General features: G+C 57.1%; 26 protein-coding genes. 11 read left to right on the top strand and 15 right to left on the bottom strand.

The features are described 5' to 3' along the window. Positions 1-21: 21 nt before the first annotated feature. The 4 genes from EnteroDNA1_RS02800 to EnteroDNA1_RS02815 form a co-directional block, all read right to left on the bottom strand. A complete protein-coding gene (locus EnteroDNA1_RS02800; protein ID WP_069302803.1) occupies positions 22-2,403 on the bottom strand; it encodes a glucose/quinate/shikimate family membrane-bound PQQ-dependent dehydrogenase in 2,382 nt (793 codons plus the stop codon). Between the two features lie 710 nt (positions 2,404-3,113). Continuing rightward, positions 3,114-4,037, bottom strand: a complete 924-nt coding sequence (locus tag EnteroDNA1_RS02805; RefSeq protein ID WP_033145495.1) for a LysR substrate-binding domain-containing protein — start codon at positions 4,035-4,037, stop codon at positions 3,114-3,116. A gap of 181 nt (positions 4,038-4,218) precedes the next feature. Further along, the gene (locus EnteroDNA1_RS02810) at positions 4,219-5,103 is read right to left on the bottom strand and encodes an SDR family oxidoreductase (RefSeq protein ID WP_023311668.1); all 885 of its coding nucleotides are present in this window, start codon (positions 5,101-5,103) and stop codon (positions 4,219-4,221) included. A 64-nt stretch (positions 5,104-5,167) separates the two neighbouring features. Further along, complete coding sequence (locus EnteroDNA1_RS02815; protein ID WP_048974692.1) at positions 5,168-5,557, bottom strand: YdeI family stress tolerance OB fold protein; 390 nt, start codon at positions 5,555-5,557, stop codon at positions 5,168-5,170. 138 nt (positions 5,558-5,695) lie between these two features. Here EnteroDNA1_RS02815 and EnteroDNA1_RS02820 point away from each other — a divergent pair, with 138 nt between their 5' ends. The 4 genes from EnteroDNA1_RS02820 to EnteroDNA1_RS02835 are packed head-to-tail and all read left to right on the top strand — an operon-like array spanning position 5,696 to position 8,189. Next, on the top strand, positions 5,696-6,199 hold the full coding sequence (locus tag EnteroDNA1_RS02820; protein ID WP_064672939.1) for a hypothetical protein: 504 nt from the start codon (positions 5,696-5,698) through the stop codon (positions 6,197-6,199). Between the two features lie 9 nt (positions 6,200-6,208). After that, positions 6,209-6,655 carry a DUF421 domain-containing protein gene (locus EnteroDNA1_RS02825; RefSeq protein WP_023311671.1) on the top strand — a complete coding sequence of 149 codons (447 nt, stop codon included), beginning with the start codon at positions 6,209-6,211 and terminating at the stop codon, positions 6,653-6,655. 11 nt (positions 6,656-6,666) lie between these two features. Beyond that, positions 6,667-7,185 carry a 2-oxo-tetronate isomerase gene (locus EnteroDNA1_RS02830; RefSeq protein WP_069302804.1) on the top strand — a complete coding sequence of 173 codons (519 nt, stop codon included), beginning with the start codon at positions 6,667-6,669 and terminating at the stop codon, positions 7,183-7,185. 17 nt (positions 7,186-7,202) lie between these two features. After that, positions 7,203-8,189, top strand: a complete 987-nt coding sequence (locus tag EnteroDNA1_RS02835; RefSeq protein WP_069302805.1) for an SDR family oxidoreductase — start codon at positions 7,203-7,205, stop codon at positions 8,187-8,189. On the opposite strand, the gene EnteroDNA1_RS02840 is transcribed toward EnteroDNA1_RS02835, so the two are convergent. The 8 genes from EnteroDNA1_RS02840 to EnteroDNA1_RS02875 form a co-directional block, all read right to left on the bottom strand. Beyond that, positions 8,190-9,815 carry an alpha-amylase family protein gene (locus EnteroDNA1_RS02840; RefSeq protein ID WP_045888404.1) on the bottom strand — a complete coding sequence of 542 codons (1,626 nt, stop codon included), beginning with the start codon at positions 9,813-9,815 and terminating at the stop codon, positions 8,190-8,192. Positions 9,816-9,823: 8 nt separating this feature from the next. Further along, positions 9,824-10,834 carry a cytochrome d ubiquinol oxidase subunit II gene (gene cydB, locus EnteroDNA1_RS02845; protein WP_064672478.1) on the bottom strand — a complete coding sequence of 337 codons (1,011 nt, stop codon included), beginning with the start codon at positions 10,832-10,834 and terminating at the stop codon, positions 9,824-9,826. Further along, on the bottom strand, positions 10,834-12,237 hold the full coding sequence (locus tag EnteroDNA1_RS02850; RefSeq protein ID WP_033145500.1) for a cytochrome ubiquinol oxidase subunit I: 1,404 nt from the start codon (positions 12,235-12,237) through the stop codon (positions 10,834-10,836). Before EnteroDNA1_RS02850 ends, cydB begins: the two co-directional genes overlap by 1 nt. A gap of 68 nt (positions 12,238-12,305) precedes the next feature. Beyond that, positions 12,306-13,178 carry a manganese catalase family protein gene (locus EnteroDNA1_RS02855; RefSeq protein WP_069302806.1) on the bottom strand — a complete coding sequence of 291 codons (873 nt, stop codon included), beginning with the start codon at positions 13,176-13,178 and terminating at the stop codon, positions 12,306-12,308. Positions 13,179-13,193: 15 nt separating this feature from the next. After that, positions 13,194-13,700 carry a ferritin-like domain-containing protein gene (locus tag EnteroDNA1_RS02860; protein WP_014831871.1) on the bottom strand — a complete coding sequence of 169 codons (507 nt, stop codon included), beginning with the start codon at positions 13,698-13,700 and terminating at the stop codon, positions 13,194-13,196. Positions 13,701-13,725: 25 nt separating this feature from the next. Next, a complete protein-coding gene (locus EnteroDNA1_RS02865) occupies positions 13,726-13,929 on the bottom strand; it encodes a hypothetical protein (RefSeq protein WP_008502273.1) in 204 nt (67 codons plus the stop codon). 23 nt (positions 13,930-13,952) lie between these two features. After that, positions 13,953-14,447 (bottom strand): YciE/YciF ferroxidase family protein, encoded by a 495-nt coding sequence (locus tag EnteroDNA1_RS02870; protein ID WP_008502272.1) that lies wholly within the window; start codon positions 14,445-14,447, stop codon positions 13,953-13,955. A gap of 94 nt (positions 14,448-14,541) precedes the next feature. After that, entirely contained in the window at positions 14,542-14,727 is a 186-nt protein-coding gene (locus EnteroDNA1_RS02875) for a general stress protein (RefSeq protein ID WP_004150795.1), read from the bottom strand. Positions 14,728-15,256: 529 nt separating this feature from the next. Between EnteroDNA1_RS02875 and hglS the strand changes: the two genes are divergently transcribed. Together hglS and EnteroDNA1_RS02885 are read left to right on the top strand one after the other, a co-directional pair. Next, positions 15,257-16,600, top strand: coding sequence for a 2-oxoadipate dioxygenase/decarboxylase HglS (gene hglS / locus EnteroDNA1_RS02880; RefSeq protein WP_069302807.1), 1,344 nt, complete (start codon positions 15,257-15,259; stop codon positions 16,598-16,600). Between the two features lie 43 nt (positions 16,601-16,643). Next, entirely contained in the window at positions 16,644-18,149 is a 1,506-nt protein-coding gene (locus EnteroDNA1_RS02885) for a carboxylesterase/lipase family protein (protein ID WP_069302808.1), read from the top strand. On the opposite strand, the gene EnteroDNA1_RS02890 is transcribed toward EnteroDNA1_RS02885, so the two are convergent. Next, complete coding sequence (locus EnteroDNA1_RS02890; RefSeq protein ID WP_033145505.1) at positions 18,136-18,978, bottom strand: LysR family transcriptional regulator; 843 nt, start codon at positions 18,976-18,978, stop codon at positions 18,136-18,138. The two genes, EnteroDNA1_RS02885 and EnteroDNA1_RS02890, sit on opposite strands and share 14 nt — an antisense overlap. A 115-nt stretch (positions 18,979-19,093) precedes the next feature. Between EnteroDNA1_RS02890 and EnteroDNA1_RS02895 the strand changes: the two genes are divergently transcribed. The 4 genes from EnteroDNA1_RS02895 (at position 19,094) to rimL (ending at position 23,653) form a co-directional block, all read left to right on the top strand. Continuing rightward, positions 19,094-20,263, top strand: a complete 1,170-nt coding sequence (locus EnteroDNA1_RS02895) for a pyridoxal phosphate-dependent aminotransferase (RefSeq protein ID WP_069302809.1) — start codon at positions 19,094-19,096, stop codon at positions 20,261-20,263. Positions 20,264-20,273: 10 nt separating this feature from the next. Beyond that, entirely contained in the window at positions 20,274-21,047 is a 774-nt protein-coding gene (locus EnteroDNA1_RS02900) for a transporter substrate-binding domain-containing protein (protein ID WP_025756391.1), read from the top strand. A 356-nt stretch (positions 21,048-21,403) separates the two neighbouring features. Beyond that, positions 21,404-23,059 (top strand): glucan biosynthesis protein D, encoded by a 1,656-nt coding sequence (locus tag EnteroDNA1_RS02910; protein ID WP_033145508.1) that lies wholly within the window; start codon positions 21,404-21,406, stop codon positions 23,057-23,059. A gap of 45 nt (positions 23,060-23,104) precedes the next feature. Then, the gene (gene rimL, locus EnteroDNA1_RS02915; protein ID WP_058840616.1) at positions 23,105-23,653 is read left to right on the top strand and encodes a 50S ribosomal protein L7/L12-serine acetyltransferase; all 549 of its coding nucleotides are present in this window, start codon (positions 23,105-23,107) and stop codon (positions 23,651-23,653) included. On the opposite strand, the gene ydcK is transcribed toward rimL, so the two are convergent. Next, the gene (gene ydcK / locus EnteroDNA1_RS02920) at positions 23,648-24,628 is read right to left on the bottom strand and encodes a YdcK family protein (RefSeq protein ID WP_069302810.1); all 981 of its coding nucleotides are present in this window, start codon (positions 24,626-24,628) and stop codon (positions 23,648-23,650) included. The two genes, rimL and ydcK, sit on opposite strands and share 6 nt — an antisense overlap. A gap of 134 nt (positions 24,629-24,762) precedes the next feature. Between ydcK and tehB the strand changes: the two genes are divergently transcribed. After that, positions 24,763-25,356: a tellurite resistance methyltransferase TehB gene (gene tehB / locus EnteroDNA1_RS02925; RefSeq protein ID WP_069302811.1), complete on the top strand. Its 594-nt coding sequence runs from the start codon at positions 24,763-24,765 to the stop codon at positions 25,354-25,356. Here the strand turns inward: tehB and pepT are convergent. After that, the gene (pepT, locus tag EnteroDNA1_RS02930; protein WP_069302812.1) at positions 25,353-26,582 is read right to left on the bottom strand and encodes a peptidase T; all 1,230 of its coding nucleotides are present in this window, start codon (positions 26,580-26,582) and stop codon (positions 25,353-25,355) included. The genes tehB and pepT overlap by 4 nt on opposite strands. Between the last annotated feature and the right edge of the window lie 14 nt (positions 26,583-26,596).

The following is a 26,596-nucleotide window of genomic DNA, read 5'->3' on the forward strand; positions in this document are numbered from 1 at the left end:
TTTCGGTCCCTTTTTCACATCTTATTGCTTATCGGGTAACGCGTACGCGATAACGTAATCCCCGCGATCCGGCGACTGGCGAGCGCCCCCGGCGTTGATGATGATGTACTGCTTACCGGTTTTCGGCGACACGTAGGTCATCGGGCCGGACTGGCTGCCGACAGGCAGACGGTCTTTCCAGATCTCTTTCCCGGTGGCGGTATCAAACGCGCGCAGGTAGAAATCCTGCGTGCCGGCGAAGAACAGCAGGCCGGACTGGGTAGAGAGTGATGCGCCCAGCGTCGGCATGCCGATTGGGATTGGCATGTGCATACGAATGCCCAGCGGCCCGGTATCTTCCACCGTGCCAACAGGCACCTGCCACACCAGCTTGCCGGTTTTCAGGTCAACGGCCGACATGGTGCCAAACGGCGGCTTCTGGCACGGAATGCCCAGCGGCGACAGGAAGCGTTCGCGCATCGCGCCGAACGGTGTGCCGTCCATCGGTACGATGCCCATCTCGATGCCGCTGGCGTTTTTCGCCACGTTAGCGCGCGGCACCATGTAGTTTGCCAGGCCCAGGCGCATATCGTTGACGAACATCAGGCTGTTGTTCGGGTCAACGGAGACGCTACCCCAGTTCATCCCGCCGAGTGAGCCAGGGAACTGCAGGGAACGGTCGAGACCCGGCGGGGTGAAGACGCCCTGATGACGCATCTCTTTAAACTGAATGCGGCACAGCAGCAGGTCAACAGGCGTCGCCCCCCACATGTCGGATTCGGTCAGCGTCTGGTTGCCAATCATCGGCATGCCAACGGAATACGGCTGGGTCGGCGAGTAGCGTTCACCTTCAACGTTACCCGCCGGGACAGGACGTTCTTCTACCTTCGCCACCGGCTTGCCGGTTTCGCGGTTAAGCATGAAGATCATGCCCTGCTTGCTGGTCTGCACCAGCACGGGCGTGGTACCGCCCTTACCGTCGGGCAGGTCGTACAGCAGCGGCTGGGAAGGCAGGTCAAAGTCCCACAGGTCGTGATGGGTCGTCTGGAAATGCCAGCGCACCTGACCGGTGGTCGCGTCGACGGCGACGATGGAGGAACTGTACTTATCGTCCAGCGCGGTACGTTCGCCCGCCCAGAAGTCCGGGGTGGCGTTGCCGGTTGGCAGGTAGATCAGGTTCAGCTTAGCGTCGTAGGACATTGCTGACCAGACGTTCGGCGTGCCGCGGGTGTAGGTCTGGCCTTCCGGCGGCAGGCCGGTCAGGTTCGGATTACCCGGATCCCACGCCCACGCCAGCTTACCGGTGTGCACGTCGTAGGCGCGCACCACGCCCGGCGGTTCGCCGGTGGAGTAGTTATCCGCGACGCGACCGCCGACGACAACCACATTGCCTGCGACCAGCGGCGTGGAGGTCTGCTGATAATATCCGGGCTTGATCTCGCCCATGCCGACGCTCAGATCCACGGTGCCATGGTCGCCGAAGTCTTCACAGACCTTGCCGTCATCCGCGTTGATGGCAATCAGGCGGGCGTCGGTGGTCGGCAGGAACAGGCGGCGAGGGCATGCCGCAGGCGGTGTCTCTGCCTGTGACGTTGTCACGCTGGAATGGTCTTCAAAATAGCCCAGACCGCGGCAGCGCTGCCAGTTAGGCGCCGTGGCTTTGGAATCGTAGCGCCATTTTTCTTTGCCGGAATCCACGTCCAGCGCCAGCACTTTACTGTACGGGGTACAGACGTACAGCGTGTCGCCAATCTGCAATGGCGTGTTCTGATCTTCCGCGCCGGAGCCGTTGCTCTGCGGAATATCGCCGGTGTGCGCAACCCACGCGACTTTCAGATCGCGGACGTTTTGCTTGTTAATCTGGTCCAGCGCGGCAAAACGGTCGCCGTGGGTGGTATTGCCCCAGTGCGCCCAGTTCTTTTGCTGCTCGCCGGGGGCGACGGGTTTCACCGGAACGGGCTCGTTCGCTGCCACGAGGGTCTGCGGCTTAAACATCCAGCCCAGGCTGACCAGCATCGCCACCGCGAGCACGGCCGCGACGCCAAAAGCGGGAGCCTTGTTCGCGGCGCGGTGGTTTGCCGCGCGCAGGAAAGGCCAGACGATGGCGCAGAGGAAGGCCAGTACGGCAAAGGTAAACAGGCGAGAGAAGAGCGGCCAGAAATCCCAGCCCGCATCGCCTACCGCCCAGAACAGCGAGGCAATAAAGGCGATGGCGTAAAGTACGATCCCGCTGCTGCGATTGAGGAAAATCAGGATCGCGGCAATCACCATCACCACGCCCATTATCAGGAAGTATCCACTTCCGCCTACGGTGACGAGCTTAAAGCCCAGCCCGCCGACTGCCAGACCGATGAGCAACATCAGTCCGGCAAGGAGCCACTGCAGGATACGCGGTATCCCACGTGGCGCGCTGCCAAATGCCATTTCTGTCTCCTTAAGATCCCCCCGCCGTGCTGGGTGTGTACCAGTTGGGTAATAAATGCGGAGGGAAGAATGATTAATACGGGTGAATTCGGGGTTGTAAAATTATTTACGAACCATTTGGTGAATTCGTCACTATGATAAAACTGTTAAATTGTTTTACGCAATTGTTAATGAATGATTTCGCATTAATTGATTAGGGCGCAGGAAGTGAGGTCGGATGGAACAGTTTGCTGGCCCTATGGGGGCTGCAGGATCCCCCTGTAATTTCTCAACATGAAGCGATGAATGTTGCTTTAGGAAAATGAATGGCTTATAGCGACGCCCTGGTCCGGCTGTAAATCGCTGAGGCGTTTGCCTTCCGGCCGGGGCGAGGCGCAGGGATGCGCCGAGAGGGCGGGCTTTACAGGGATGTTACCTCCGCCCGTCCCCGATAAGCCGGAAGGAATAAGCCGAAGGGACCGCGAAGCGGCGATTTACCGCCGGGAGCCCGGGTCGCCAGGGTGGTGGCGACTGAGCCACCCTGGCACGTTCACAGGCCATGTCGTTACAGAGTAGCAAAGAATATAAAGTGAACGGAATGACCACCAGAGCCGTATGTTCCCCCTCACCCCAGCCCTCTCCCTCCAGGGAGAGGGGGCCGTCTGTGCATGCATTATTTTATGGCGAACCCTCAGCCTTTCAGAAAGGGTTAGGGTGAAGGGAGAAAAGTGTCAGACCGGCATTGATTTACGGATAGCGCTCAGCAGCGTCTGCGCGCCCGTTGAAAGCGGCGTGTCTACGCGGGTCAAAATGCCGATAGGTTCACCGGGGCCGGGGGAGGTAATCGGCAGGGCGATCAGCGTTCCCTGACGTAAATCATCTTTCACCGCACCGGAGGGGACGAACCAGACGTAGTCATAATCCAGCGTAAGCTGCCGTGAAAGCGAGGCCGATAGCGTTTCGATACACCCTGAGGGCAGCGTACACCCCTGCATTTGCAGCAAGGTTTCGGCGGTCTGGCGGGGAACGGTCCCTTTTGGGCAGACCACTACCGGCCACTCCATCACGCGGCTTAACGTTACCGTGTCCTGCAGCAGGGGGTGATCGGGACGAACCACCAGCTTCAGAGACTCCAGGAACAGCAGTTCATAGTTGAGGCCGCCCATCAGCTCAGGGTCGGACATGCGGCCGATTCCGAGATCCAGTTCGCCGGATTTCAGCCCCGCGAGCAGCATGGTGTTATTCATGGTGGCGACCTGAATCGTGGTATGCCGCTGCTGCTTGTGGAACTGGCCGATAACGGGCGGAAGAATGCCCAGCGCCGCGGTAGGCAGAGCGCCCACGCGCACCACCTCACTGGATTGCTCTTCTTTTCGGTGCAGGGACTGGCCAGCGGTATTGAGCGCATCCAGCACTTTAACGGCGTGCGTGAGGAACTGTTCGCCCACGATGGTAAGCTGCGCCCCCAGCCGGCCGCGGTCAAAAAGACGGGCACCGGTCAGCTGTTCCAGCTCGTTGAGGGTTTTTGAGAGCGCAGGCTGGCTCAGGTTGAGAGTTTCAGCCGCACGCCCCAGCGTTCCCTGTTGAGCGACGGCCACAAATGTATGCAAATGGCGCAAGCGTATGCGCTGACTGAACAGACCATTTTTTTCCATAGGCGATGTTAAAAACAGAGCGATGCGGGTGACAAGTTAAGTTGTTTAATTTTGATAACCTGATAGCAAAATATTTTTAACATTTGATCTGTTTGAGTTACAACAGGTTTTTTGGCGGGGGAATAAAAGCGAACATCCTTGTTCGTTTATTGCTCACTGCGGAGGGGGATCGTCTACCGGTTTAGATCACGCCGTCGCCGCCATCGGAGCACCACACCTGGCCGGACGTAAATGAACATTCATCCGAGGCCAGCGTGACGTACAGCGGGGCAATCTCGACGGGCTGGCCCGGACGTCCCAGCGGGGTGTCGCCACCGAACTCCTTCACTTTTTCCATCGGCTGCCCGCCGCTGGACTGCAGAACCGTCCAGTAAGGGCCAGGAGCAACCGCGTTGACGCGAATGCCTTTCGGACCCAGCTGTTTGGCTAAGGATTTGGTGAATACCGCCAGACAGGCTTTCGTCTGGGCATAGTCCAGCAGCACGGGGCTGGGCTTCACCGCCTGAACGGACGAGGTATTAATGATAACGGACGACGCTTTCAGGTGGCGCAGGGCCGCCTTGGTGATCCAGAACGGAGCGTAAACGTTGGTTTTAAACGTTGCGTCAAAATCTTCCGTGGTCAGTTCCTCAAGCGATTCACGGAACTGCTGACGGCCGGCGTTGTTAACCAGAATGTCCAGCCCGCCCAGTTTCGACACGGCTTCTTCGACCAGATTCTGACAGAAGGTTTCGTCCCGGACGTCTCCAGGCAGCGCGATAGCCTTGCGACCTTCGGCTTCAATCAGGTCGATGACCTCAGCGGCGTCTTTTTCCTCTTCGGGCAGGTAGTTAATGGCAACGTCAGCGCCTTCACGCGCATAGGCGATAGCGACCGCGCGACCAATACCGGAGTCACCGCCGGTAATCAGCGCTTTTTTGCCGGCCAGGCGGCCATGTCCTTTGTAGCTTGTTTCCCCGTGGTCGGGTACAGGCTGCATTTCGGATGCCAGTCCCGGCGGCGTCTGAGGCTGTTCCGGGAACGGGGGCTGCGGGTAAGCGTTCGTACGTTGTTTAGTATCACTCATAGCTGACTCCTTAAGCCAAGGGGTGAGATTTGATGGATAACTGCAGCGTTAACGCTTCGCTGAATTATTTCTGCAAACGATCGACACGGACGACGGCAGGAGAGGATTTTTTATCAAGCGAACCGTTGATACTGATCATCTGGTCGGGTTTTACCGTTCTGCCGTCGAAGACTGCCTGGGGAATAATAACGTCGATTTTTCCGGTTTTATCCTGAAATACAAACTTATCGCCGCTACCGTCAATAAGATTACCGCGTAATGAAATTGTCGCACCATCGTGCAATTCTTTTGCCTGCCTGATGGTCATAATACGCGCGTCGTCGGTTCCGCGATATCCGCTATCAAGCGCGTGGGGAGGCGGTGGTGCTTCGCCTTTTTGTAAACCCCCGTTATTATCTGCCCATGCGGCCGGAACCAGAAATATCAATAAAGCGGAAACAAGTGATAATTTCATCCGATATCCTTCATTTTGCGTGTCTTGACTTATTAAGTATTGTTGCTATTCCTTTATGTGGCAAATGTGATAAGTCCTAAAAACATTCGCGTTAGAAATCAAAATTATCGGATAATAAGCGAAACGGTGACGATGACCATGAAGCGTGAAAATGAAAAGTTACCCGGGATAGATGAGAGTTACCGTTTGCTGACGTTTGAATACGCGTTTCGTCAGGTGGGTTTTATTGTTCTGCTGGGTATTATCGTCGCGGCGATTGCCGGTCTGTTTTCCAGCGGAATGGTCAGCGACACGGTCAAAACGAATTCCGCTAAATCATTGACCATAGACTATGAACGCTTTGGACGACGGGAGACAGAGACGCGGATGGCGCTCGCGTTTCCGGTGCAGAGCGAGGGGAAGTATGTCCTCAGTATGACCAGCGAGAGCAGCGATGCGTATGAGCCCGGCAGCGTCTGGCCGCAGCCGGACGCTATGTTCAGCCGCGGGAAGACCCTCTTTTTTGTCTATAACAACCTGAAAAAATCCGACCGCTTCTCCGTGTTACTCTTCACGACACCTTCCAGAGCCGGTAAATGGAACACCGTCATCCGCGTCAATAGCGAGCCGGAGATTAACATCTGGCAATTTATTTACCCGTAGGAGGCTGATATGGATATGGTCTTTCGCGCGCTGGCTATTTATCTGTTCCTCGTGGTGGTATTTAAAGTGGCCGGGCGTCGCGCGCTGCTGCAGATGACCAGCTTCGATCTCATTCTGCTCCTGATAATTAGTGAAGCCACACAGCAGGCGCTTCTCGGACAAGATTTTTCCGTCACCGGCGCGATGATTACCATTACCACGCTAGTGGTAGTGGATATTATATTCGGGCTGATGAAGAAATATTTTTCGCCAGTAGAGAATATTCTGGATGGTACTCCTGTTATTCTTGTCGAGAACGGCGTGCCGTTAGCCGATAAGCTGAAAAAAGTTGACGTGTCCTGTGATGATATTCTGGTGTCAGCGCGTCAAAATAATGGTATTACGGAAATAAGCGACATTAAATATGCCATACTTGAGCGCAATGGTCATATTTCAATCATTCCTTTCGAGAAATAAGAGGCGGCAAGATGAGCAATCTTTTTCACGACGGCAATAATACCGCGGGTGAACTGACGAAAAAGCTGGCGAGCAAATTAACCGATCTCGGGCTTCGCTTAACCACCGCAGAATCCTGCACGGGCGGAAAGCTCTCGGTGGCGCTTTGCGCAGAGGAAAACACCGCCGAATTTTATGATGTTGGGCTGGTCGTGTTCAGCGATGAAGCTAAAGCGCGGATCCTCGGCGTGCGTCCCGAGACGCTGGAGCGGTTTACGGCCGTGAGCGAACAGACGGTTACCGAGATGGCCGCCAGCATCCGCGACATCGCCCAGGCCGATATCAGCATCGCCATCAGCGGCTACGCGGGTCCGGAAGGGGGCGACGACGGCACGGCGGCGGGGACGGTCTGCTTCGCGTGGAACATACGCGGCGAGACGAAGACCCGCACCGTGCTTTTCTCCGGTGACTGTCAGGACGTGGTCGAAAAAGCGGTGCATTACTCGCTGGCTGAACTGGTGACAACCTTGTCAGACGGGAATAACGGATAAACTCACGTGGAGGTTCTATGGCTGTCATAGTGATTACCGGCGGGACGGCGGGCGTGGGAAAAGCCACGGCGCTGCACTTTGCAAAGGCGGGTTACGACGTGGGGCTCATCGCCCGCGATGAGGCCAGCCTGCACTCTACCCAGGAGGAGCTACGGCGCTTTGGCGTTAATGCCCACGCCGTGCAGGCGGACGTCGCCGACAGCCAGGCGGTGGTGGATGCCGCTAACGAAATTGAGTATCGCCTCGGCGCGATTGATGTCTGGGTGAACAACGCGATGGGGGCCATTCTGGCGCCGTTTCGTACCCTCACGCCGGACGAGTTTCGGCGCGTGACTGAGGTGACGTACCTCGGCTACGTGAACGGCACTCGCGCCGCGCTCGAACTTATGGTTCCGCGCGACAGGGGGGTGATTATCCAGGTGGGCTCCGCGCTGGCCTACCGTTCCATTCCGCTGCAGTCAGCCTACTGCGGGGCAAAAGCGGCGATCCGTGGGTTCACCGATGCGGTGCGTACCGAGCTGATGCATGAGAACAGCCGGGTTCAGCTTTCGATGGTCCAGATGCCGGGGCTCAATACCCCGCAGTTCGAATGGGCGAGGAACAAGTTCGCCTGGGCGATGCGCCCGGTGCCGCCGGTCTTTGAGCCTGAGGTGGCCGCCAGCGCCATCTTCAGGGTGGCGCAAAAGCCGGTGCGCGAGCTGTGGGTTGGCAGCAGCACCATCCAGTCAATCGTCGGGCAATTTTTCTTCCCCGGTTTTCTTGACCGGCTGATGGTGAAAAAGGCGTGGGAAGGCCAGATGACCGACGATCTCAACGTGCCGGATCGCCGGGACTACCTCGACCAGCCGGTTAACGATCTGCATAAAATCCATGGCCGTTTTACTGACGAGGCGAAAACCCGCGCGCCGTCCGTCACCTCCGGCATGCCGGGGAAAGTGGCCCTGGGCGCCCTCGCGGTGGCGGGAATAGTGCTGACGCGTCTGATAACTCGCCGGAAACCGTAGTCAGCGCAGCGCGCTACGGTGCGTCCAGAACCAGCGATAGCCGTAGCCGCCAAGGCTGAGCTGAACGGTTTTACCGCAAATCAGCGCGTCATCGTAGCGCTTGTCCTCGAGACAGGCGGTCCAGGTGGCGTTGCGGATCCCTTTGGCGGTGAACTGCACCGGCTGGTCGCTGAAGTTGACGAAGGTCAGGATGCTGCGCTCGTCGGTCTCGTAATAAAGCCCCAGCACCGCGTCATCATCGATTGCGATAAGGCGAAAGGGCGCAACGGCTATTTCGGGGAACTCCGAGCGGGTAGTGGCAATATCGATGATCCGGTGCAAAAGCGAGTTGTGGTGAAGCAGCGAATCGGCGACGTTGACTTTCTGATAGCGGTAAGGGCCATGGTCGATAATCGGCGCGATAAATTTTTCCGGGTCGGCTGCAGAGAAACCGCCTCCTTGCGAACCTGCCCACTGCATCGGCGTGCGGACGGCGTAGCGCTCCTCCAGATCCAGGTCGTCACCCATGCCGATCTCGTCGCCGTAGCGCATCACCGGGACACCCGGCAGGGAAAACAGCACCGCGTGGCAGAACGCCAGCCGCTTCCGATCGCCGTTGAGCATCGGGGCCAGGCGGCGGCGGATCCCGCGCTGATAGACGTTCATCTCCTCATCAGGGGCGAAGGTATCGAGGACAAACTGTTTGTCTTTCTGACTGATGCCTTCCAGATCCAGCTCGTCGTGATTGCGCAGCCAGTTGGCAAAACAGCAGGAGTCAGGCGGGACGATCATCTTCTTCACCGCATTGCGCAGCGGGCGGGCGCTTTTGCGGGCCAGGCTGACGTAGAAATACTTGTTGAGCCAGAAATTGAGCACCAGATTCAGACGGTCGTTATTTCCGAAGTAGTCTTTATAGGCCTCAACGTCTACGTCAACTTCGCCCAGCAGGATCGCGTCCGGATTGCGCTCTTCGATAAGACGCCGCATATGTTCGAGGATCCACAGACCCTTTTTTTCATCACCGTTTCCCGCCTGGGTGGTGAGGTGGGACGCGGCGTCGAGGCGAAATCCCGACACGCCCAGCTTGAGCCAGAAGAGGATGATGTTTTCAATCTCTTTAAGCACCGCGGGCGAGGTGAGGTTCAGATCCGGCTCGTGGCGATAGAACATGTGCCGGTAGTATTGTCCCGCCTCGTCGTCCCAGCTCCAGATGCTCTTTTCCACGCCGGGAAACATGGGGGGCGTATCGTCCTCGTCGTTATCCGACCAGAGGTAGTAATCACGATAGGGTGACGCCGGGTTGCGGCGGGCCTGCTGGAACCAGGGATGCGCGTCCGACGTGTGCTGGATCAGCAGCTCGATAATGACCTGCATGCCCAGCTCGCGGGCCTGCTCGATAAAGGCGATGATATCGGCCAGCTTTCCGAAGCGGGGATCCACCTGGAGGTGGTCGCTGACGTCGTAGCCTTCATCGAGAAAGGGCGTGAGGTAAAACGGGGTGATCCAGATGACCGTCGCCCCCATGCGGCGTATATAGCGCAGCTTGGCCGCGATCCCGGCGATGTCCCCGCAGCCATCGCCGTTCAAATCATAAAATAGCGCGGTATCAATCTGATAAATAATGGCTCGTGTATGCCAGTCGGTCATAGCGTTCCTCAGTGATAGCCTTCAGTATCAGACACTTTGCCCCGGAAGACGTAGTAGCTCCAGGCGGTGTACACCAGGATCACCGGAATAATCAGCAACGTGCCTACCAGCATAAACAGCTGGCTGGCAGGCGGGGCCGCGGCTTCCCACAGGGTGATGCGCGGCGGAATAATGTTCGGCCAGAGGCTGATGCCGAGCCCGCTAAACCCGAGGAAAATAAGCCCCAGCGTCAGCAGGAAGGGGCGGGAGTGGCTGGCCGGGTTGCGGGTCAGGCGCCAGATCAGCACGCTGAAAAGCGCAACCAGCAGAGGCACCGGCAGGAACCAGACGAAGTTGGGCAGGGTAAACCAGCGGTCGGCCACGTACTGCCAGCCGAGCGGCGTCCAGATGCTCACTACCGCAATTACCACGACCAGCGCCAGCAGCACGTGGCGGGTCAGCTCGCGCATGCGGGCCTGCAGCGCGCCTTCGCTTTTCATAATGAGCCAGGTGGTGCCCAGCAGCGTGTAGGCCACAACCAGCCCGATACCGCAGAAGAGGTTAAAGGGGGTGAGCCAGTCAAGCGCGGAGCCGACGAAACGCCGCCCCTCAACGTCGAAGCCGTTAATCACGGCGCCCACCACCACGCCCTGGCTGAAGGTGGCGAGCAGAGAGCCGCCGGCAAAGGAGTAATCCCAGAATTTGCGGTGCGACGGCGTGGCTTTGAAGCGGAACTCAAAGGCGACGCCGCGGAAGATGAGGCCGATCAGCATCGCGGTGAGAGGAATGGTGAGCGCATCAATAATCACCGCATAGGCCAGCGGAAAAGCGCCGAAAAGGCCCGCGCCGCCGAGCACCAGCCAGGTCTCGTTGCCGTCCCAGACCGGCGCCACGCTGTTGACCATCACATCGCGCTCCTTCGCATCGCCCACGAAGTTAAACAGCAGGCCGATGCCCAAATCGAAGCCGTCCATGATGATGTACATCAGCGTGGCAAAGACGATGATGGCAAACCAGATAACTGAGATATCGACGCCCATCAGTTTCTCTCCTGTTCAGGAACAGACTCAGCGGCAGACAGCGGACGGGCGGGTGTGCCCGAGGTGTTTGACGTCAGCGTATCGACAGGCTGCGGTCCTTTCTTAATCAGCCGGATGAGGTAAACATAGCCCACCCCAAACACCGACGAGTAGACGACGAAGAACGCCAGCAGGCTGATGCTCATCTGCAGGGTGCTGTGCAGCGATACCGCGTCGATGGTGCGCAGATAGCCGTAGACCACCCACGGCTGACGGCCCACCTCGGTGGTGACCCAGCCGGCGAGCAGCGCCAGCAGCCCGGCAGGCCCCATGCAGAGGGCAAACCAGTGGAACGGGCGAGAGTGGAAAAGTCGATGACGATAGCGCAGCCAGACGCTAATCAGCCCGAGGGTAATCATCAGCAGCCCCATCCCGACCATGACGCGGAACGACCAGAAGACGATGGTCGAATTAGGGCGATCTTCTTTCGGAAAATCCTTCAGCGCCGGGACCTGCTTATCCAGACTGTGGGTCAGGATAAGGCTGCCAAGCGCGGGGATCTCCAGACCGTATTTGGTGCGCTCCTCCTCCATATCCGGCAGGCCAAACAGCAGCAGCGGGGTGGCCTCGCCCGGCGGATTTTCCCAGTGTCCCTCAATGGCGGCAATTTTGGCCGGCTGATGCTCTAGCGTGTTCAGGCCGTGCATATCGCCCACGACCGCCTGGATGGGAGCGACCAGCAGCGCCATCCACATCGCCATGGAAAACATGGTGCGGACGGCGGGGGTATCGTTACCGCGCAGCAGGTGCCATGCGCCCGACGCGCCAACAAACAGCGCGCTGCTCAAAAACGCGGCGATAGCCATATGAATAAGGCGATAAGGGAAAGAGGGATTAAAGACGATCGCCAGCCAGTCCTGCGGGATAACCTGTCCGTTCTCGATAGTGAAGCCCTGCGGCGTATGCATCCAGCTGTTGGACGCGAGGATCCAGAAGGTCGACATCAGCGTGCCGAGCGCCACCATGCAGGTAGAAAAGAAGTGCAGGCCCGGGCCGACCTTATTCCAGCCGAACATCATAACGCCAAGGAAACCGGCCTCAAGGAAGAAGGCGGTTAACACTTCATAGGTCAGAAGAGGGCCGGTAATACTGCCCGCGAACTGTGAGAACCCGCTCCAGTTGGTGCCAAACTGGTACGCCATGACCAGGCCGGAAACGACACCCATCCCGAAGTTAACGGCAAATATCTTGAGCCAGAAATGGTACAACGATCGCCAGACGTCGTTTTTGGTGCGCAGCCACATGCCCTCCAGCACCACCAGATAGCTGGCGAGGCCGATGGTGATCGCAGGAAAAAGGATATGAAACGAGACGGTAAAAGCGAACTGAATTCTGGCCAGATGGAACGCGTCGAGTTCGAACATGGTCCGTACCTCTGAAACGATGGGGCACGAGAATTGCCGGGCAGTTTATGGCTGCCCGGCAAAACCGATTACGGTTTAGTCTTACCGGCACCCAGCTCGGCACCGGTCAGCGGGTCAGAATGTGGATCGGACTTCGTGCGGGCAGACATCGCCTTGACCAGGGTTGCCTGTTCGGTCGTGAGCGTGACGCTTGCGCTGCCATCACCGCCGTCAACCGCAGGCTGGGGGGACTCAACGTAATCGAAATGTTTATCGCTGTTCCAGCTTCCGCGAACCTCTCCACCTTCAGACATATCGTAGTACTTGTTGGTGAATTCCTCGATTGGCGGCAATTTTCCCGGTGGGAAATTATTACGGATGGACTGCAGCGCCTTCTCAAAGGAGAGCTGGTGCGCCGCCTCGCGCGTCATCAGAAAAGCCAGGGCATCCTTTACGCCGGGATCGTCGGTCACGTTGATCAGCCGTTCATAGATGATTTTCGCTCTGGCCTCTGCTGCCACGTTTGAGCGCAGGTCCGCCGTCGGCTCGCCGATGGTGTCGACGTAGGCCGCCGTCCAGGGCACGCCCGCCGAGTTAGTGAGCGGGGTGCCGCCACCGTAGAGCAGGGAGGTGATGTGGCTGTCATTGCCGTTTTCGGTCATGGAGCGATACAGCTCGGCCTCGTTTTCCACCCCTTCCGCCAGCGCGCCTTTGGCGCCTTTATTCAGCATGCCGACCAGGGTACCGATGATTTCGAGGTGGCTTAGCTCCTCGGTGGCGATATCCATCAGCATATCTTTACGGCCCGGATCGTCATCGCTCAATCCTTGCGTAAAGTACCGGCAGGCGGCAGCCAGTTCGCCCTGAGGCCCACCGAACTGTTCCAGTAAAAGGTTGGCGAGGCCTGGGTTCGGTTCGGCAACGCGAACCGTATATTGCAGCTGTTTGACGTGTCGGAACATGGCGATTCTCCCTGATTATTTTTTTGCTTCGACGCCCGATGCGTCTGAACGCAGCAGGAACTGTTCCGTGGTCTGCGGAATATGGCGAATCAGCCAGTCGGCCATTTCGCGTTCTTCGGCCAGAATCGTCTCGATGGCAGGTACCGAGGCCGTGTCGCCTGCTTTCTTAGCCGCCGCGAGCAGGGAGGTATAACAGGCTATTTCAAATTGTTCGAAAACATAGCCGCTGATCGACCCCTTAACGATTTCATCCGACGGGAACATGCCGCCAATGGACTGCCCGAGCGCCGCCATTTTGCTCATCGAATCTTTTAAAACCGAACGAGAAATATCATTACGGTCGAGGATTTCTTCCAGCAATGTAATTTGCCGTTTTGTCTCATTAATATGCTGCTCAATTCTGGCGCGAACATCAGGATAATTATCGATACGGCTGGCCATGGATTCCAGCATAGATTCGGCTTGCTTTTCCATCGCATGGGCATCGCGTAGCCAGTCATGGTAGTGTTCTACGTGATTCATCATTGTATCCTCATTAGGGGTTCGCTTATTTGGTCTCACTTTCAGCAGCCTGATCGGCACGCGCGGCACTGTAGCCAGATAAATGGCCGACAATATTGGCGTAAATGCTGATAATAATGACCCATAGCACGCTGTTCTTCCACCAAATTACGGAGGGAATGGCGAGAATGAACCATATTATGGCTGCCGCTAAATGGCACCTTTTAATTGTCCTGGGACTGATGCTCATTTTATTTAACCTGTATTATTGCGTCATTTCTGCGCTTTTTGGTTAATATTTCCTACGGCCAGGTCGGTGAGTTTAAGGTCGGTCTCTTTTTCTTCTTCCAGCGTTTCGGCAAGAAGCTTAACGGCTTTTTTATAGCCCAGTTGTTCTGCTAATGTGGCAAGGGTACCGTAGCTGGCAATTTCGTAATGTTCGACTTTTTGCGCGGCGGCAATAAGTGCGGCATCACGTACTTCATTTTTTTCCGTGCTTTCGATGACTTCGTTGGCTTCTTCAATTAAGCCTTCCATCGCCACGCACTTCATGCGCTTAAGCTTGATACCGTCTTCCTGCTCGACGATCTGGTCGATACGTTCGATCTGACCCTGCGTCTCCTCAAGGTGTGCGGTAAAAGCGGCGCTCAGCTTCTCGCTGGAGGCGGCGCGGGCAAGTTTGCTTAACGCACGGGTAAGCTGCTTTTCTGCGCTGTAGGTGTCCGACAGAAGATGAATAAAGACATCCTCGACGCTTTTCATATTCATAATAATTACGCTCCGGTAAAATAAAGAAAGGGTACTGCGAGCTTTTCAGCCCGCAGCATGCTCTCTGGTTTTATTAAAAGAGTATTAAATAAGATCAGGAGTTATCAGATTTACGGCCTCCGCCGTGACTGTTCTGTCCTCCTTTCTTACCCGCTTCAGAAGCGCGTTGCGGATCGTTTTTAAAGTTCCCACCGCTATGCTGGCCACCTTTACGTCCAGCTTCTGATGCTTTTTCACGGTCTTCAGCGAAATTACCGGAACCACCACGATGCTCTGCCATATTAAACCTCATAGTCATATATTGGTTATGTCAGTACGATACGAAAATATTCCGTATCACTCGTCGTTCGAGTAATAACTCTAGTCGCTGTGCGGCATCCGTCAAATGCGTTTTGCTATTTGCGGTTGCGTTATTTTTAAATGTTTGTAAATTTACGCTTCGCTTAAAATGGAAATATGAATAGACAGGAAGGACTTGTAAACAACCATTAAGATTAATCCTAACTTCGGGCTAAAAATTTGAAAGGTGAGGATGAAAATAATGGCTTACTCGAATTGGTTAATTTGCATTCAGGAGAGAGCCAAAAAATACTCCTTTATAGCTAGAAAGCGGAACCCTAAATAATTATAAGGAAAATCCTGGATAAAAGCGTTCAGGCTGAAAGGGCGGTTCCGTTAGGCGCTGTTCAGGGGCCTGATAGCACACGGTTTGACCACTGTCGTCTTAAGATCACAATTCAGAAATTCTTCCCCCCGGAAGGAACGGGTTTCTCTACACTCCAGGTAATATTCACTGGAGGCATGACATCATGGCGAACACCATCACGGCTGATGACATTCGGGAACACTTTTCGCAGGCTATGTCGGCGATGTACCAGCAGGAAGTTCCGCAGTACGGCACCTTGCTTGAACTGGTTGCGGACGTAAACCTGGCGGTTCTGGAAAATAATCCACTATTACATGAGCAACTGGCTAACGCCGATGAGCTTGCGCGCCTGAACGTGGAGCGTCACGGGGCGATCCGCGTCGGCACGGCACAGGAACTTTTAACCCTGCGCCGTATGTTTGCCATTATGGGTATGTACCCGGTCAGCTATTACGATCTCTCTCAGGCGGGGGTGCCCGTCCACTCAACGGCGTTTCGTCCGATAGAGGATGCGGCGCTGTGCCGAAATCCGTTTCGTATCTTTACCTCGCTGCTGCGTCTTGAGCTGATTGAAAACGTCGCGCTGCGCGAGCGGGCCACGGAGATCCTGTCTCACCGCAACATCTTCACCCCGCGCTGCCTGGAACTGATCGACCTCCACGAGTCGGAAGGGCAGTTTACTGACGCACAGGCGCACGAATTTGTGCAGGAAGCGTTAGAAACCTTCCGCTGGCACCGCCATGCGACGGTCGATCAGGAAACCTATCTGGCGCTGCACAACGAGCACCGTCTGATTGCCGACGTGGTCTGCTTCCCGGGCTGCCACATTAACCACCTCACGCCGCGCACGCTGGACATTGACCGGGTGCAGGAGCTGATGCCGAAGTACGGCATCGAGCCAAAAATTCTGATCGAAGGTCCGCCGCGTCGCGAGGTGCCCGTCTTATTGCGTCAAACCAGCTTCAAGGCGCTGGAAGAGCCGGTGCTGTTTGCCGGTGAACATAAAGGCACCCACACCGCGCGCTTCGGTGAGATTGAACAGCGCGGCGTGGCGCTGACCCCGAAAGGCCGTGAACTGTACGATAGCCTCCTCGCCCAGGCCGGTACCGGTAAAGATAACCTGACCCATCAGCTGCATCTGCGGGAGATCTTTAGCGCCTTCCCGGACAGCGAAATGCTCATGCGCCGTCAGGAGCTGGCTTATTTCCGCTACCGCCTGACGCCAGCCGGGGAAGCGCATCGGCATGCGTTTCGTCCGGGCGACGATCCGCAGCCGCTGATCGAGCGCGGATGGGTGGTTGCCCAGCCGATCACCTACGAAGATTTCCTCCCGGTCAGCGCCGCGGGAATTTTCCAGTCCAATCTCGGGAACGAAACCCAGGCCCGCAGTCACGGTAACGCCAGCCGCGATGCGTTTGAAGACGCGCTGGGATGCCCGGTGTATGACGAGTTTACGCTCTATCAGGAGGCTGAAACGCGCAGCAAACAGCGTTGCGGTTTGTTCTGAAATCGTTACTCTGCAGGGGTGTGATGGAAACAATAAGGTCGTTATGCAAAATCCTTCCGCCCCTGTGGTTGAAACGCGCCAGGGCGCACTGTCTGGTTTAACCGATGAAAACGTCCACGTCTGGTGCGGTATTCCCTACGCCGCGCCGCCCGTGGGGGAGTGGCGCTGGCGCTCGCCCCGGCCGCCTGAACGCTGGGATGGGCTGCGCGAGGCCACGGCATTTTCGCCCTCAAGCTGGCAAAGCAGCGAGTATTGTCAGGAGCTAGGCGGCGGCGATCCGGGCCAGTTTTCCGAAGATTGCCTCTACCTTAACGTCTGGTCTCCCGCAGAGCGGACCGAGCCGCTTCCGGTTATGGTCTGGCTGCACGGAGGCGGGTTTACGATTGGTGCCGGAGGCCTGCCGCCGTATAACGGCAAAGCGCTGGCCACGCGCGGCGTGGTTGTGGTCACGATCAACTACCGTCTCGGCCATCTCGGCTTTTTCGCCCATCCCGCGCTGGAAGGTGAGGAAGGGCGCGTGGTGCATAATTTTGCCCTGCTGGATCAGATCGCCGCGCTCGAATGGGTGCGGGATAACATCGCCGGGTTTGGCGGCGATCCCGCCAATGTGACCCTGTTTGGCGAATCCGCTGGCGCGCGGAGCGTGCTCTCGCTGCTGGCCTCTCCGCTGGCAGCAGGATTGTTCCACAAGGCGATTGTGCAAAGCGGATACACCTTACCGGACACGCCGCGCGAGCAGGCGCTGCAAAAAGGGGAAGCGCTGGCCGCCCATTTCGGGCTGGAAAATGCGACCGCCGGGCAGCTGCGCGCCATTCCGCCCGAGGCGTTCTGGCCGCTCACCGCGCCGCTGAACGTCGCTCCGGCGCCTATCGCAGGAGACTGTGTTCTGCCGGAAGCCATGCTTGACGTCTTTTTCGCCGCCCGTCAGCATCCGGTGCCGGTGATGATTGGCTCCAACAGCGATGAAGCCAGCGTGATGGCGGTGTTTGGCATCGATCTCGCCGGACAAATTCAGAAGCTTCGCCGGGAGCGCCGCTTCGGGCTGGGGCTGATTAAGCTGCTCTACCCGGGCGTGAAGGGCGATGAAGAACTGGGCAGGCAGGTGTGTCGCGACATGGCGTTTACCACGATGGGCTACGTGGTGATGCAGGCCCAGCAGCGCGTCGGTGGGTTGTGCTGGCGTTACTGGTTTGACTATGTCGCAGAGGCGGAACATGCCACGTACATCAACGGTGCCTGGCACGGCAACGAAGTTCCCTACGTCTTCGATACGCTCGGTCAGGTGGAGCCTTCACGACAGTACGTCAATGAGCGAGATCTGCAGTTTGCTGCCCAGGTGGCGGATTACTGGGTGAGCTTTGCGCGTGACGCGGGTCGTCGCGACATCCTGCCCGGGCCGACGCACTGGCCCGCGTGCCGTAAAGGGCGGGACGTTCTGTTACGCATTGGTGTGAATAAACATGCAGCTTTCAGGCTTGAAAACCGCTTTATGCGCGCCCGCATGAGCCTCTTCAAACGGGTGATGAAGCACCACGTCAGCCTCGATTAAGCAAACAGGCGCGAAACGCCGCCAGTCCATTTTCCTCGCCTGGCGTTTCGCGCAGCACCAGCCGGTAGCTTGCGCCGGTTTTTATGCTTGTCTCATAGGGCCGTACCAGCCTTCCCGCGTGAATATCTTCTGCCACCAGCGTTTCGTCGGCGATGGCGACGCCGAGCCCCTGAATGGCGGCCGTAATGGCGAGATCCATCGTATCGAAGTGTTGATTTTTATGCATGGCAAAGCCCGGACCTTCCTGTTTCGTCAGCCACAGCGACCAGTCTGTCTTGTCCCTTGTCGGGTGCAGAAACGTCAGCGAACCCAGCGCAGCACCTGCCCGCACCGGGCTGAACACCGGCGTGAGCGCCTCTTCGAACAGCAAATCGCCTGCGCTCATGTGCGTGCCGAACACAATGGCCGCGTCGTAAGATTCGGTTTTGAAATTGACGTTGTGATCGGTGGTGGTGGTCAGCGCGATCTGCAGATCCGGATGCTCGCGCTCCACCTCCAGCAGGCGCGGCACCAGCCAGCGCATGGCGCAGGTGGGGGCCTTCAGACGGATCACGGTGTGCTGGCTGCGGGCCTGGTCGGCCACGGACAGCAGCTGCTCGAAAGCGGACTGCAGCTCCGGAAGCAGGGCGCTGCCCTGCGGTGAGAGGCGCAGCCCGCGCGCGTGGCGTTCAAAAAGCGGAAAGCCAAACCACGCCTCAAGGGAGGCAATCTTACGGCTCACGGCCCCCTGCGTCAGACACAGTTCCGCCGCGGCATGGGTAAGATTGAGGTGACGCGCGGTGACTAAAAAAGCGTCGATGGCATTAAGGGGGAGCGAACGGCGTGACATAGAAAACACCTCAGCTATGCATTTTTCTCATGGCTATTATGACAACAATTCGATTGTCCCGACAGCACAGATGTTGTTTGAATAGTTATGCAATGTCCATGAGAAGGGAAAGAGGATGACTTTACGAACGCCTGTGCAAACGCGCTCCAAACTGCCGGATGTGGGAACCACTATTTTTACCGTTATCGGCCAGCTCTCGGCGCAGCATAACGCGATTAACCTTTCTCAGGGCGCACCGAATTTTTCCTGCGACCCGAAGCTGATTGCGGGCGTCACCCGCGCAATGGAGGCAGGGCATAACCAGTACGCGTCGATGACCGGTCTACAGCCGCTCAAGGAACGTATTGCCGATAAAATTGCCACGCTCTACGGCACGCAGTACGACCCTGCCAGCGAGGTGCTGGTGACCGCCAGCGCCAGCGAAGGGCTTTATTCGGCGATTAGCGGGCTGGTGCACCCTGGCGATGAGGTGATCTACTTTGAGCCGTCCTTTGACAGCTATGCGCCGATTGTCCGTCTTCAGGGGGCAACCCCGATTGCCATCAAGCTCACCGTGCCGGATTTTACCGTCAACTGGGATGAGGTTCGCGCTGCGATCACCCCGCGCACGCGCATGATCATCATCAACACGCCGCACAACCCGAGCGGTCAGGTCTTCTCCGCCAGTGACCTGCAGCAGCTGGCGGCGCTGACGCGCAATACCGACATCATTATTTTGTCTGACGAAGTGTACGAACACGTCGTTTTTGACGGCGAGCCGCATCACGGGATGGCCACGCACCCGCAGCTGGCGGAGCGCAGCGTGATTATTTCCTCTTTCGGAAAAACCTATCACGTCACCGGGTGGCGCGTGGGTTACTGTGTTGCACCGGCGGTACTGATGGACGAGATTTGTAAAGTGCATCAATTTTTAATGTTTTCTGCCGATACGCCAATGCAGCACGCGTTTGCTGAGCACATGCTCGACCCGCAAACCTGGCTGTCGCTGTCGGCGTTTTACCAGCGCAAGCGCGATCTGCTGCACAGCCTGCTGGCCGATTCGCCGTTTACGCTGCTGCCGAGCGCCGGATCGTTCTTCATGCTGGCGGACTACAGCCAGTTCAGCGACGAGCGCGACAGCGAGCTAGTGAAACGGCTGATCGTTGAGTACGGCGTTGCCACCATTCCGCTGTCGGCGTTTTATGCGGACGGTACGGATAATAAATTGATTCGTCTCTCTTTTGCGAAAGATGAGGCGACGTTACGGGCAGGTGCCCAGGCCCTGTGTCGGGTTAAACCACGCTGAGGAGTTGTAGATGAAATTACGCGCGTTAGTTGTCGGCATGGGATTGCTGTGTACTTTTTCTTCCTTCGCGGCCACCGAGCTGCGTTACGGTCTGGAAGCGGAATATCCGCCGTTTGAGAGCCGCAATGCGGCGGGCGAACTGGAAGGGTTTGACGTTGAGCTGGGGAATGCCATCTGCAAAGCGGCAGCGCTGAAGTGCAGCTGGGTTGAAACCTCCTTTGATGCGCTGATCCCGGGCCTGGTGGCGAAGAAATTTGACGCCATCAACTCGGCGATGAACATCACCGAGCAGCGCCGCAAGAGCATTGATTTTACCCAACCGATCTACCGTATTCCGTCGCAGCTGGTCGGCAAGGCCGGCACGGCGGTTGAGGCTACCCCAGAAGGGCTGAAGGGCAAAACCATCGGCGTGCTGCAGGGATCCATCCAGGAAACCTATGCCAAAGAGCACTGGGAAAAGCAGGGTGTCACCGTGGTGTCTTATAAAGATCAGAATATGGCCTGGGGCGATCTGCTGAATGGCCGTATCGACGCCTCGCTGGTCATGTCCGCGGCCGGGCAGGCAGGTTTCCTCAGCAAGCCGCAGGGGAAAGGGTTTGGCTTCATCGGCAAACCGGTGTCTGACGACACTATCCTCGGCAGTGGGATCGGTTTTGGGTTGCGTAAGGGCGACGAGGCCACCAAAAAGCAGCTTGATGCCGCGATCGATAAAGTACGTGCCGACGGCACGATCGCTAAACTCGCTGATAAGTACTTCCCGGGTATCGATGTCAGCGTAAAATAACCGCCTCATTAGCCCCGGCGAACGATGTCGCGCCGGGGCATTTTTAATACACTTCATCCTTCAAGCTGCCTCTGCGTTGGCTACGTCTGTTCACCCCAGTCACTTACTTAAGTAAGCTCCTGGGGATTCTCAGACTTGCCGCCTTGATCCAGCATGAATGATTTTGTGTATTTACTGTTTTTTACACCACTTTCGGGCCGTTCTGGTCGACAGAAAATATTTCTCACTTTGTTCATATAATCACCGGCCAACAATTGGATTCTTAACCATTTTTGTTTAGGCTGTGCGTTCTTTCTTGCCGTCATTTCGCCGAGCGCGAAACACATTCACACGACCATAAGGACGTTTTTCCAGGCATGAATCGCAGACGTTTTCTAAAAGGCTCGCTGGCAGTGGCAGCCCTGAGCGGCACATCTGGCCTTGCTTCCCTGTTTTCCAAAGCGGCATACGCTGCCGACTCTGACATTGCTGACGGCCAGAGCCGTCGTTTTGACTTCTCCGTACTGCAATCCATGGCGCATGACCTGGCGAAAACCCCGTGGGGTGGCGCGCCGCGTCCGCTGCCGGACACGCTGGCAACCATGACGCCGCAGGCGTATAACGCCATCCGCTACGATGAAAAACAGTCACTGTGGAACAACATTGAAGGGCGTCAGCTGGACGTGCAGTTCTTCCATATGGGGATGGGGTTCCGTCGCCGCGTGCGGATGTTCTCGCTGGACCAGTCGACCTCTATGGCGCGCGAGATCCACTTCCGTCCGGAGCTGTTCAGCTACGGTGAAACGGGTGTGGATACCAAACAGCTGGAAGGGCAAAGCGATCTCGGCTTTGCGGGATTCCGCGCCTTTAAGGCGCCTGAGCTGGCGCGTCGCGATATTGTCTCTTTCCTGGGCGCGAGCTATTTCCGCGCGGTAGATGACACCTACCAGTACGGCCTTTCCGCGCGCGGTCTGGCGGTAGACACCTTTACCGACACGCCGGAAGAGTTCCCGGACTTTACCGCCTTCTGGTTTGAAACCGTCAAGCCCGGCGACACGACTTTTACCGTCTACACGCTGCTGGACAGCCCGAGCATCACCGGCGCCTATAAATTCGTGATCCACTGCGAGAAGAGCCAGGTGATTATGGAGGTGGAAAACCATCTCTATGCGCGGAAGGACATCAAGCAGCTCGGCATCGCGCCGATGACCAGCATGTTCAGCTGCGGCAATAACGAACGCCGCATGTGTGACACCATTCACCCGCAAATTCATGACTCCGACCGCCTGGCAATGTGGCGCGGCAACGGGGAGTGGATCTGTCGTCCGCTGAACAACCCGCAGAAGCTGCAGTTTAACGCCTATATGGACAAAAACCCGAAAGGGTTCGGCCTGCTGCAGCTCGACCGCGATTTCTCGCACTATCAGGACGTGATGGGCTGGTATAACAAACGCCCGAGCCTGTGGGTTGAACCGCGTAACGACTGGGGTAAAGGCGCGGTTGGCCTGATGGAGATCCCGACCACCGGCGAAACGCTGGATAACGTGGTCTGCTTCTGGCAGCCGGAAAAAGCGGTGAAGGCGGGCGACGAGCTGGACTTTAAATATCGTCTGTACTGGAGCGCAATGCCGCCGGTGCGTTCTCCGCTGGCCAACGTCTTCGCCACCCGTACCGGCATGGGCGGCTTCCCGGAAGGCTGGGCACCGGGCGAAAATTACCCGAAAGTGTGGGCCCGTCGCTTTGCTATCGACTTCGTCGGTGGCGACCTCAAGGCCGCTGCGCCAAAAGGCATCGAGCCGGTGATTACGCTCTCCAGCGGTGAAGCGAAGCAGGTTGAGATCCTCTACGTTGAGCCGTTTGACGGCTATCGCATCCTGTTTGACTGGTACCCAACCTCGGATTCGACGGAGCCGGTGGATATGCGCCTGTTCCTGCGCTGCCAGGGCGATGCCATCAGTGAAACCTGGCTGTACCAGTATTTCCCGCCAGCGCCGGATAAACGTAACTACGTTGACGACCGGATAATGCGTTAACGATCGATTCCCTCTCCCTTTGGGAGAGGGTTAGGGTGAGGGGCAATGACCGCAGCAAAATCCGAAATTATCCCGGTATCTGACGCTCTCGAGCTTCGCGCCGTCGAAGAGCGCTACGCCGCCGATCTGCATAATCTCGTCGTCAAAAACAAAACCTTTCTGCAAACCGCCTTTGACTGGGCGCAGCACGTGGGCAGCGAGGACGATACCCGCCGCAACGTGCAAAGTAACCAGATGCTGCACCAGCGCGGCTACGCCAAAATGTTTCTGATCTTCAAGTATGATGCGCTGGTTGGCGTGCTGTCGTTCAACACGATTGAACCGACCAACAAAACCGGCTATATCGGCTACTGGCTGGATGAAGGCCATCAGGGGCAGGGCATTCTCTCCCGGTCACTGCAGGCGTTTATGCGCTACTACGTCGAACGTGGGGAGATCCGCCGTTTTGTGATCAAGTGTCGGGTGGCGAATCAGCACAGCAACAGCGTTGCCGTACGCAACGGTTTTACGCTGGAAGGGTGCCTGCGGGAAGCGGAATACCTGAACGGTCGCTTTGACGATGTGAATATCTACGGGAAGATCTACGCCCTATAACGCTCCCAGCAGCGGGGTGCGGGTGATGCGCTGGTCGCCGTTAATCACCTTTTCGCCGCGCAGGTGAATGCTCTCCCCGGCAAAGGCTTCAATGACCGCATCATCTGTGATTTCAACCCGGTGCTCAATGAGCACATCTCCGCTGATCCGCGCGCGTCCCTGGATCACCACCTTATCGTCCAGCATGATCGGCCCGCCGCGCAGCCATGCCTGACCGCCAATCAGAACGTGGTGCTTGATGACGCAGTTTCCCTCCACCACGGCATTCTCCGCAATCTGAGAGCTGTAGCGCACCGTCGGAATAGCATCCTCGTCATAACCGGCAATCACGCGGGCATTGCCATAGACCTTTGCGCAGTCGCAGACCCAGACGTTATTTAAGTCGTTACCTTCGAGGATGGCGTTGTCGAATACTTCGGCGCGGTGCTCAACAAAGGCAAAATTCACCATCGCTTCGCCGTAGATTTGCGCCTGGTGCACAATGCGCGACTGGCTGACGGTGGCCTTATCGTAGATTTGCAGGATCTGGTCATGGTCCGGCGTCAGCCCTTTGGCGGCGATGATAACGCTGTTGTGCAGAATGCGGGCGTCGCCGTAGAGATGGCACTCGCCCCTTACGCAGGAGTGCTGAATGGTGACGTTGTCACTTATACGCGCGCCGTGGCTGACTTCTGCCGCGTCCAGCCAGCAGCTGCCGCTGATATTCGCATCGTGACTAACGATGCACGGCAGGGTAAGACGCGCGTTGCCGGACACGGTTGCACCGGCGAACACCACGCTGTTTTCGTCGTAGATCCAACAGTCGCCGTCCTGCGCGAGGGCGCGCTCATCGTCAACCCAGCCGCCTTTCGTGCCGGCCGTCACGTCGTTAAAATCCACTGTCGCGATAATCTGCCGCAGCGTGACGGAGCGGGTAGTTTCGCCGTTTTTCCATTGCCAGAGGCGGGTTTCGTCGCTAAGGCGATATTTTTTCATCTTTAGGTCTCTGATAAGCGTCTCAACTAAACGTAGCAAACTTTTCGGTTTTCGAACGGCTGGCAACCAGACGGTAAACGCCTTAAAATGGCATTCAAAATACACTTTCAGTTATGCTAGCTCAGGAAAAAATAATGACCGTCGACGAGAATTACTTCACAGAGAAATATGGCTTAACCCGCACCCACTCAGAGGTGCTGTTCAGTGCGGCACAGATTAAACCGGGTAAAACGCTTGATCTGGGCTGCGGCAACGGCCGCAACAGCCTTTATCTGGCGGCCAACGGTTACGAGGTGACCGCGTGGGATAAAAACCCGATGAGCATCGAGAATATCGAGCGCATCAAGGCGGAAGAAGGGATCGATAACCTCCACACGGCGATTAAAGATCTCAACAACCTGAGTTTTGACGGCGAGTACGATTTCATTCTCTCCACCGTGGTGATGATGTTCCTGGAGTCAAAAACCATCCCGGGACTTATCGCCAACATGCAGCGCTGCACCAGGCCCGGCGGCTACAACCTGATTGTTGCCGCGATGGACACGGCGGATTACCCGTGCACCGTCGGCTTTCCGTTTGCGTTCAAAAGCGGTGAGCTGAGCAACTACTACGAAGGCTGGGAGTTGCTCAAATACAACGAAGACGTTGGCGAACTGCACCGCACCGACGAAAACGGCAACCGCATCAAGCTGCGCTTTGCCACTATGCTGGCGCGCAAGCCCGCTTAACGGGCGGCCAGCAGGCAGATCTGCAGGGCGGTGTGGTAAGACGCCTCGAACGACGACAGCGGCAGGAATTCAAACTTCGAGTGGAAGTTATGCGCGCCGGTGAAAAAGTTCGGCGTGAGCAGCCCTTTTGCCGAGAGCGCCGCGCCGTCGGTACCGCCGCGCATGGGCGTCGGCTTCGGCGTGATGCCGAGTGATTCCATTGCCTCGAACATCAGATCGATGGCGCGCCTGTCTTCACCAATCGCATTGCTGATATTGCTGTAGGTATCTTCAATGCGATAGTCCACCCTGGCCGTTGGATACTGGGCGGCAACCAGCGCGGCTACGTCGGCAATCTGCTGCTTGCGGGCGGCAAAGTTGTCCTTGTCAAAGTCGCGGATATTGGCCTTAAGAATGGCCTCGTTTTGCCCGGCCTGAATGCCGTTAAACCAGATATAGCCCTCACGCCCCTCGGTGCACTCCGGCGTTTGCTGGCGGTCAAAATGGTTGATGTAGTCAGTCGCCATCAGCAGGGGATTCACCAGCACGCCTTTGGCGGACATCGGGTGCGCCGTTACGCCGGTAAAGCGGATCTCAGCGGCTGCCGCATTAAAGTTCTCGTAGACAATTTCCCCCAGCTCGCAGCAGTCGATGGTCCAGGCGAAGTCGACGTCAAAGCGCTTAAGGTCCAGCGCTTTTGCACCGTTCAGGCCGATCTCTTCGTCAGGCACAAACGCCACGACGATATCCCCGTGCTGATGTTCCGCCGTCAGGTTTTCCAGCACCGTCATGACCACCGTGACCGCCGATTTATTATCCGCGCCCAATACGCTGGTTCCGTCGCTGAAAATAATCTCCTCATTCGGATACGCCAGAATTTCAGGATGCTCGTTAACCCGCAGCCAGATGTCTTTCTCTTTATTCAGACAGAGATCTTCACCGGTAAACGTTAATATTTGTGGATGAATATCCGGTGATAATCCCACGTCCACGGTATCAATATGGGTAATAAAGCCGATGCGCGGCGCGCCGGGCACGTTGCCTTTTTTTACCGCCGTTACCGTGGCGAATTCATCAATAACAATATCGTCTAACCCCAGCTGTGCCAGCTCCTGCGCCAGCTCCCGCGCCATGTCGTGCTGGCCCGGCGTTGAGGGCAGGGTTTTGACTTTGGGATCGCTCTGGCTGGTGATCGCGAGATAGCGGAAAAAACGGTGCGTTAATTGTCTGGAAAGCGGCGAGCCCATAGTGATTTATTCCT

It is taken from the genome of Enterobacter sp. HK169, assembly GCF_001719105.1.
Taxonomy (GTDB): domain Bacteria; phylum Pseudomonadota; class Gammaproteobacteria; order Enterobacterales; family Enterobacteriaceae; genus Enterobacter; species Enterobacter asburiae_B.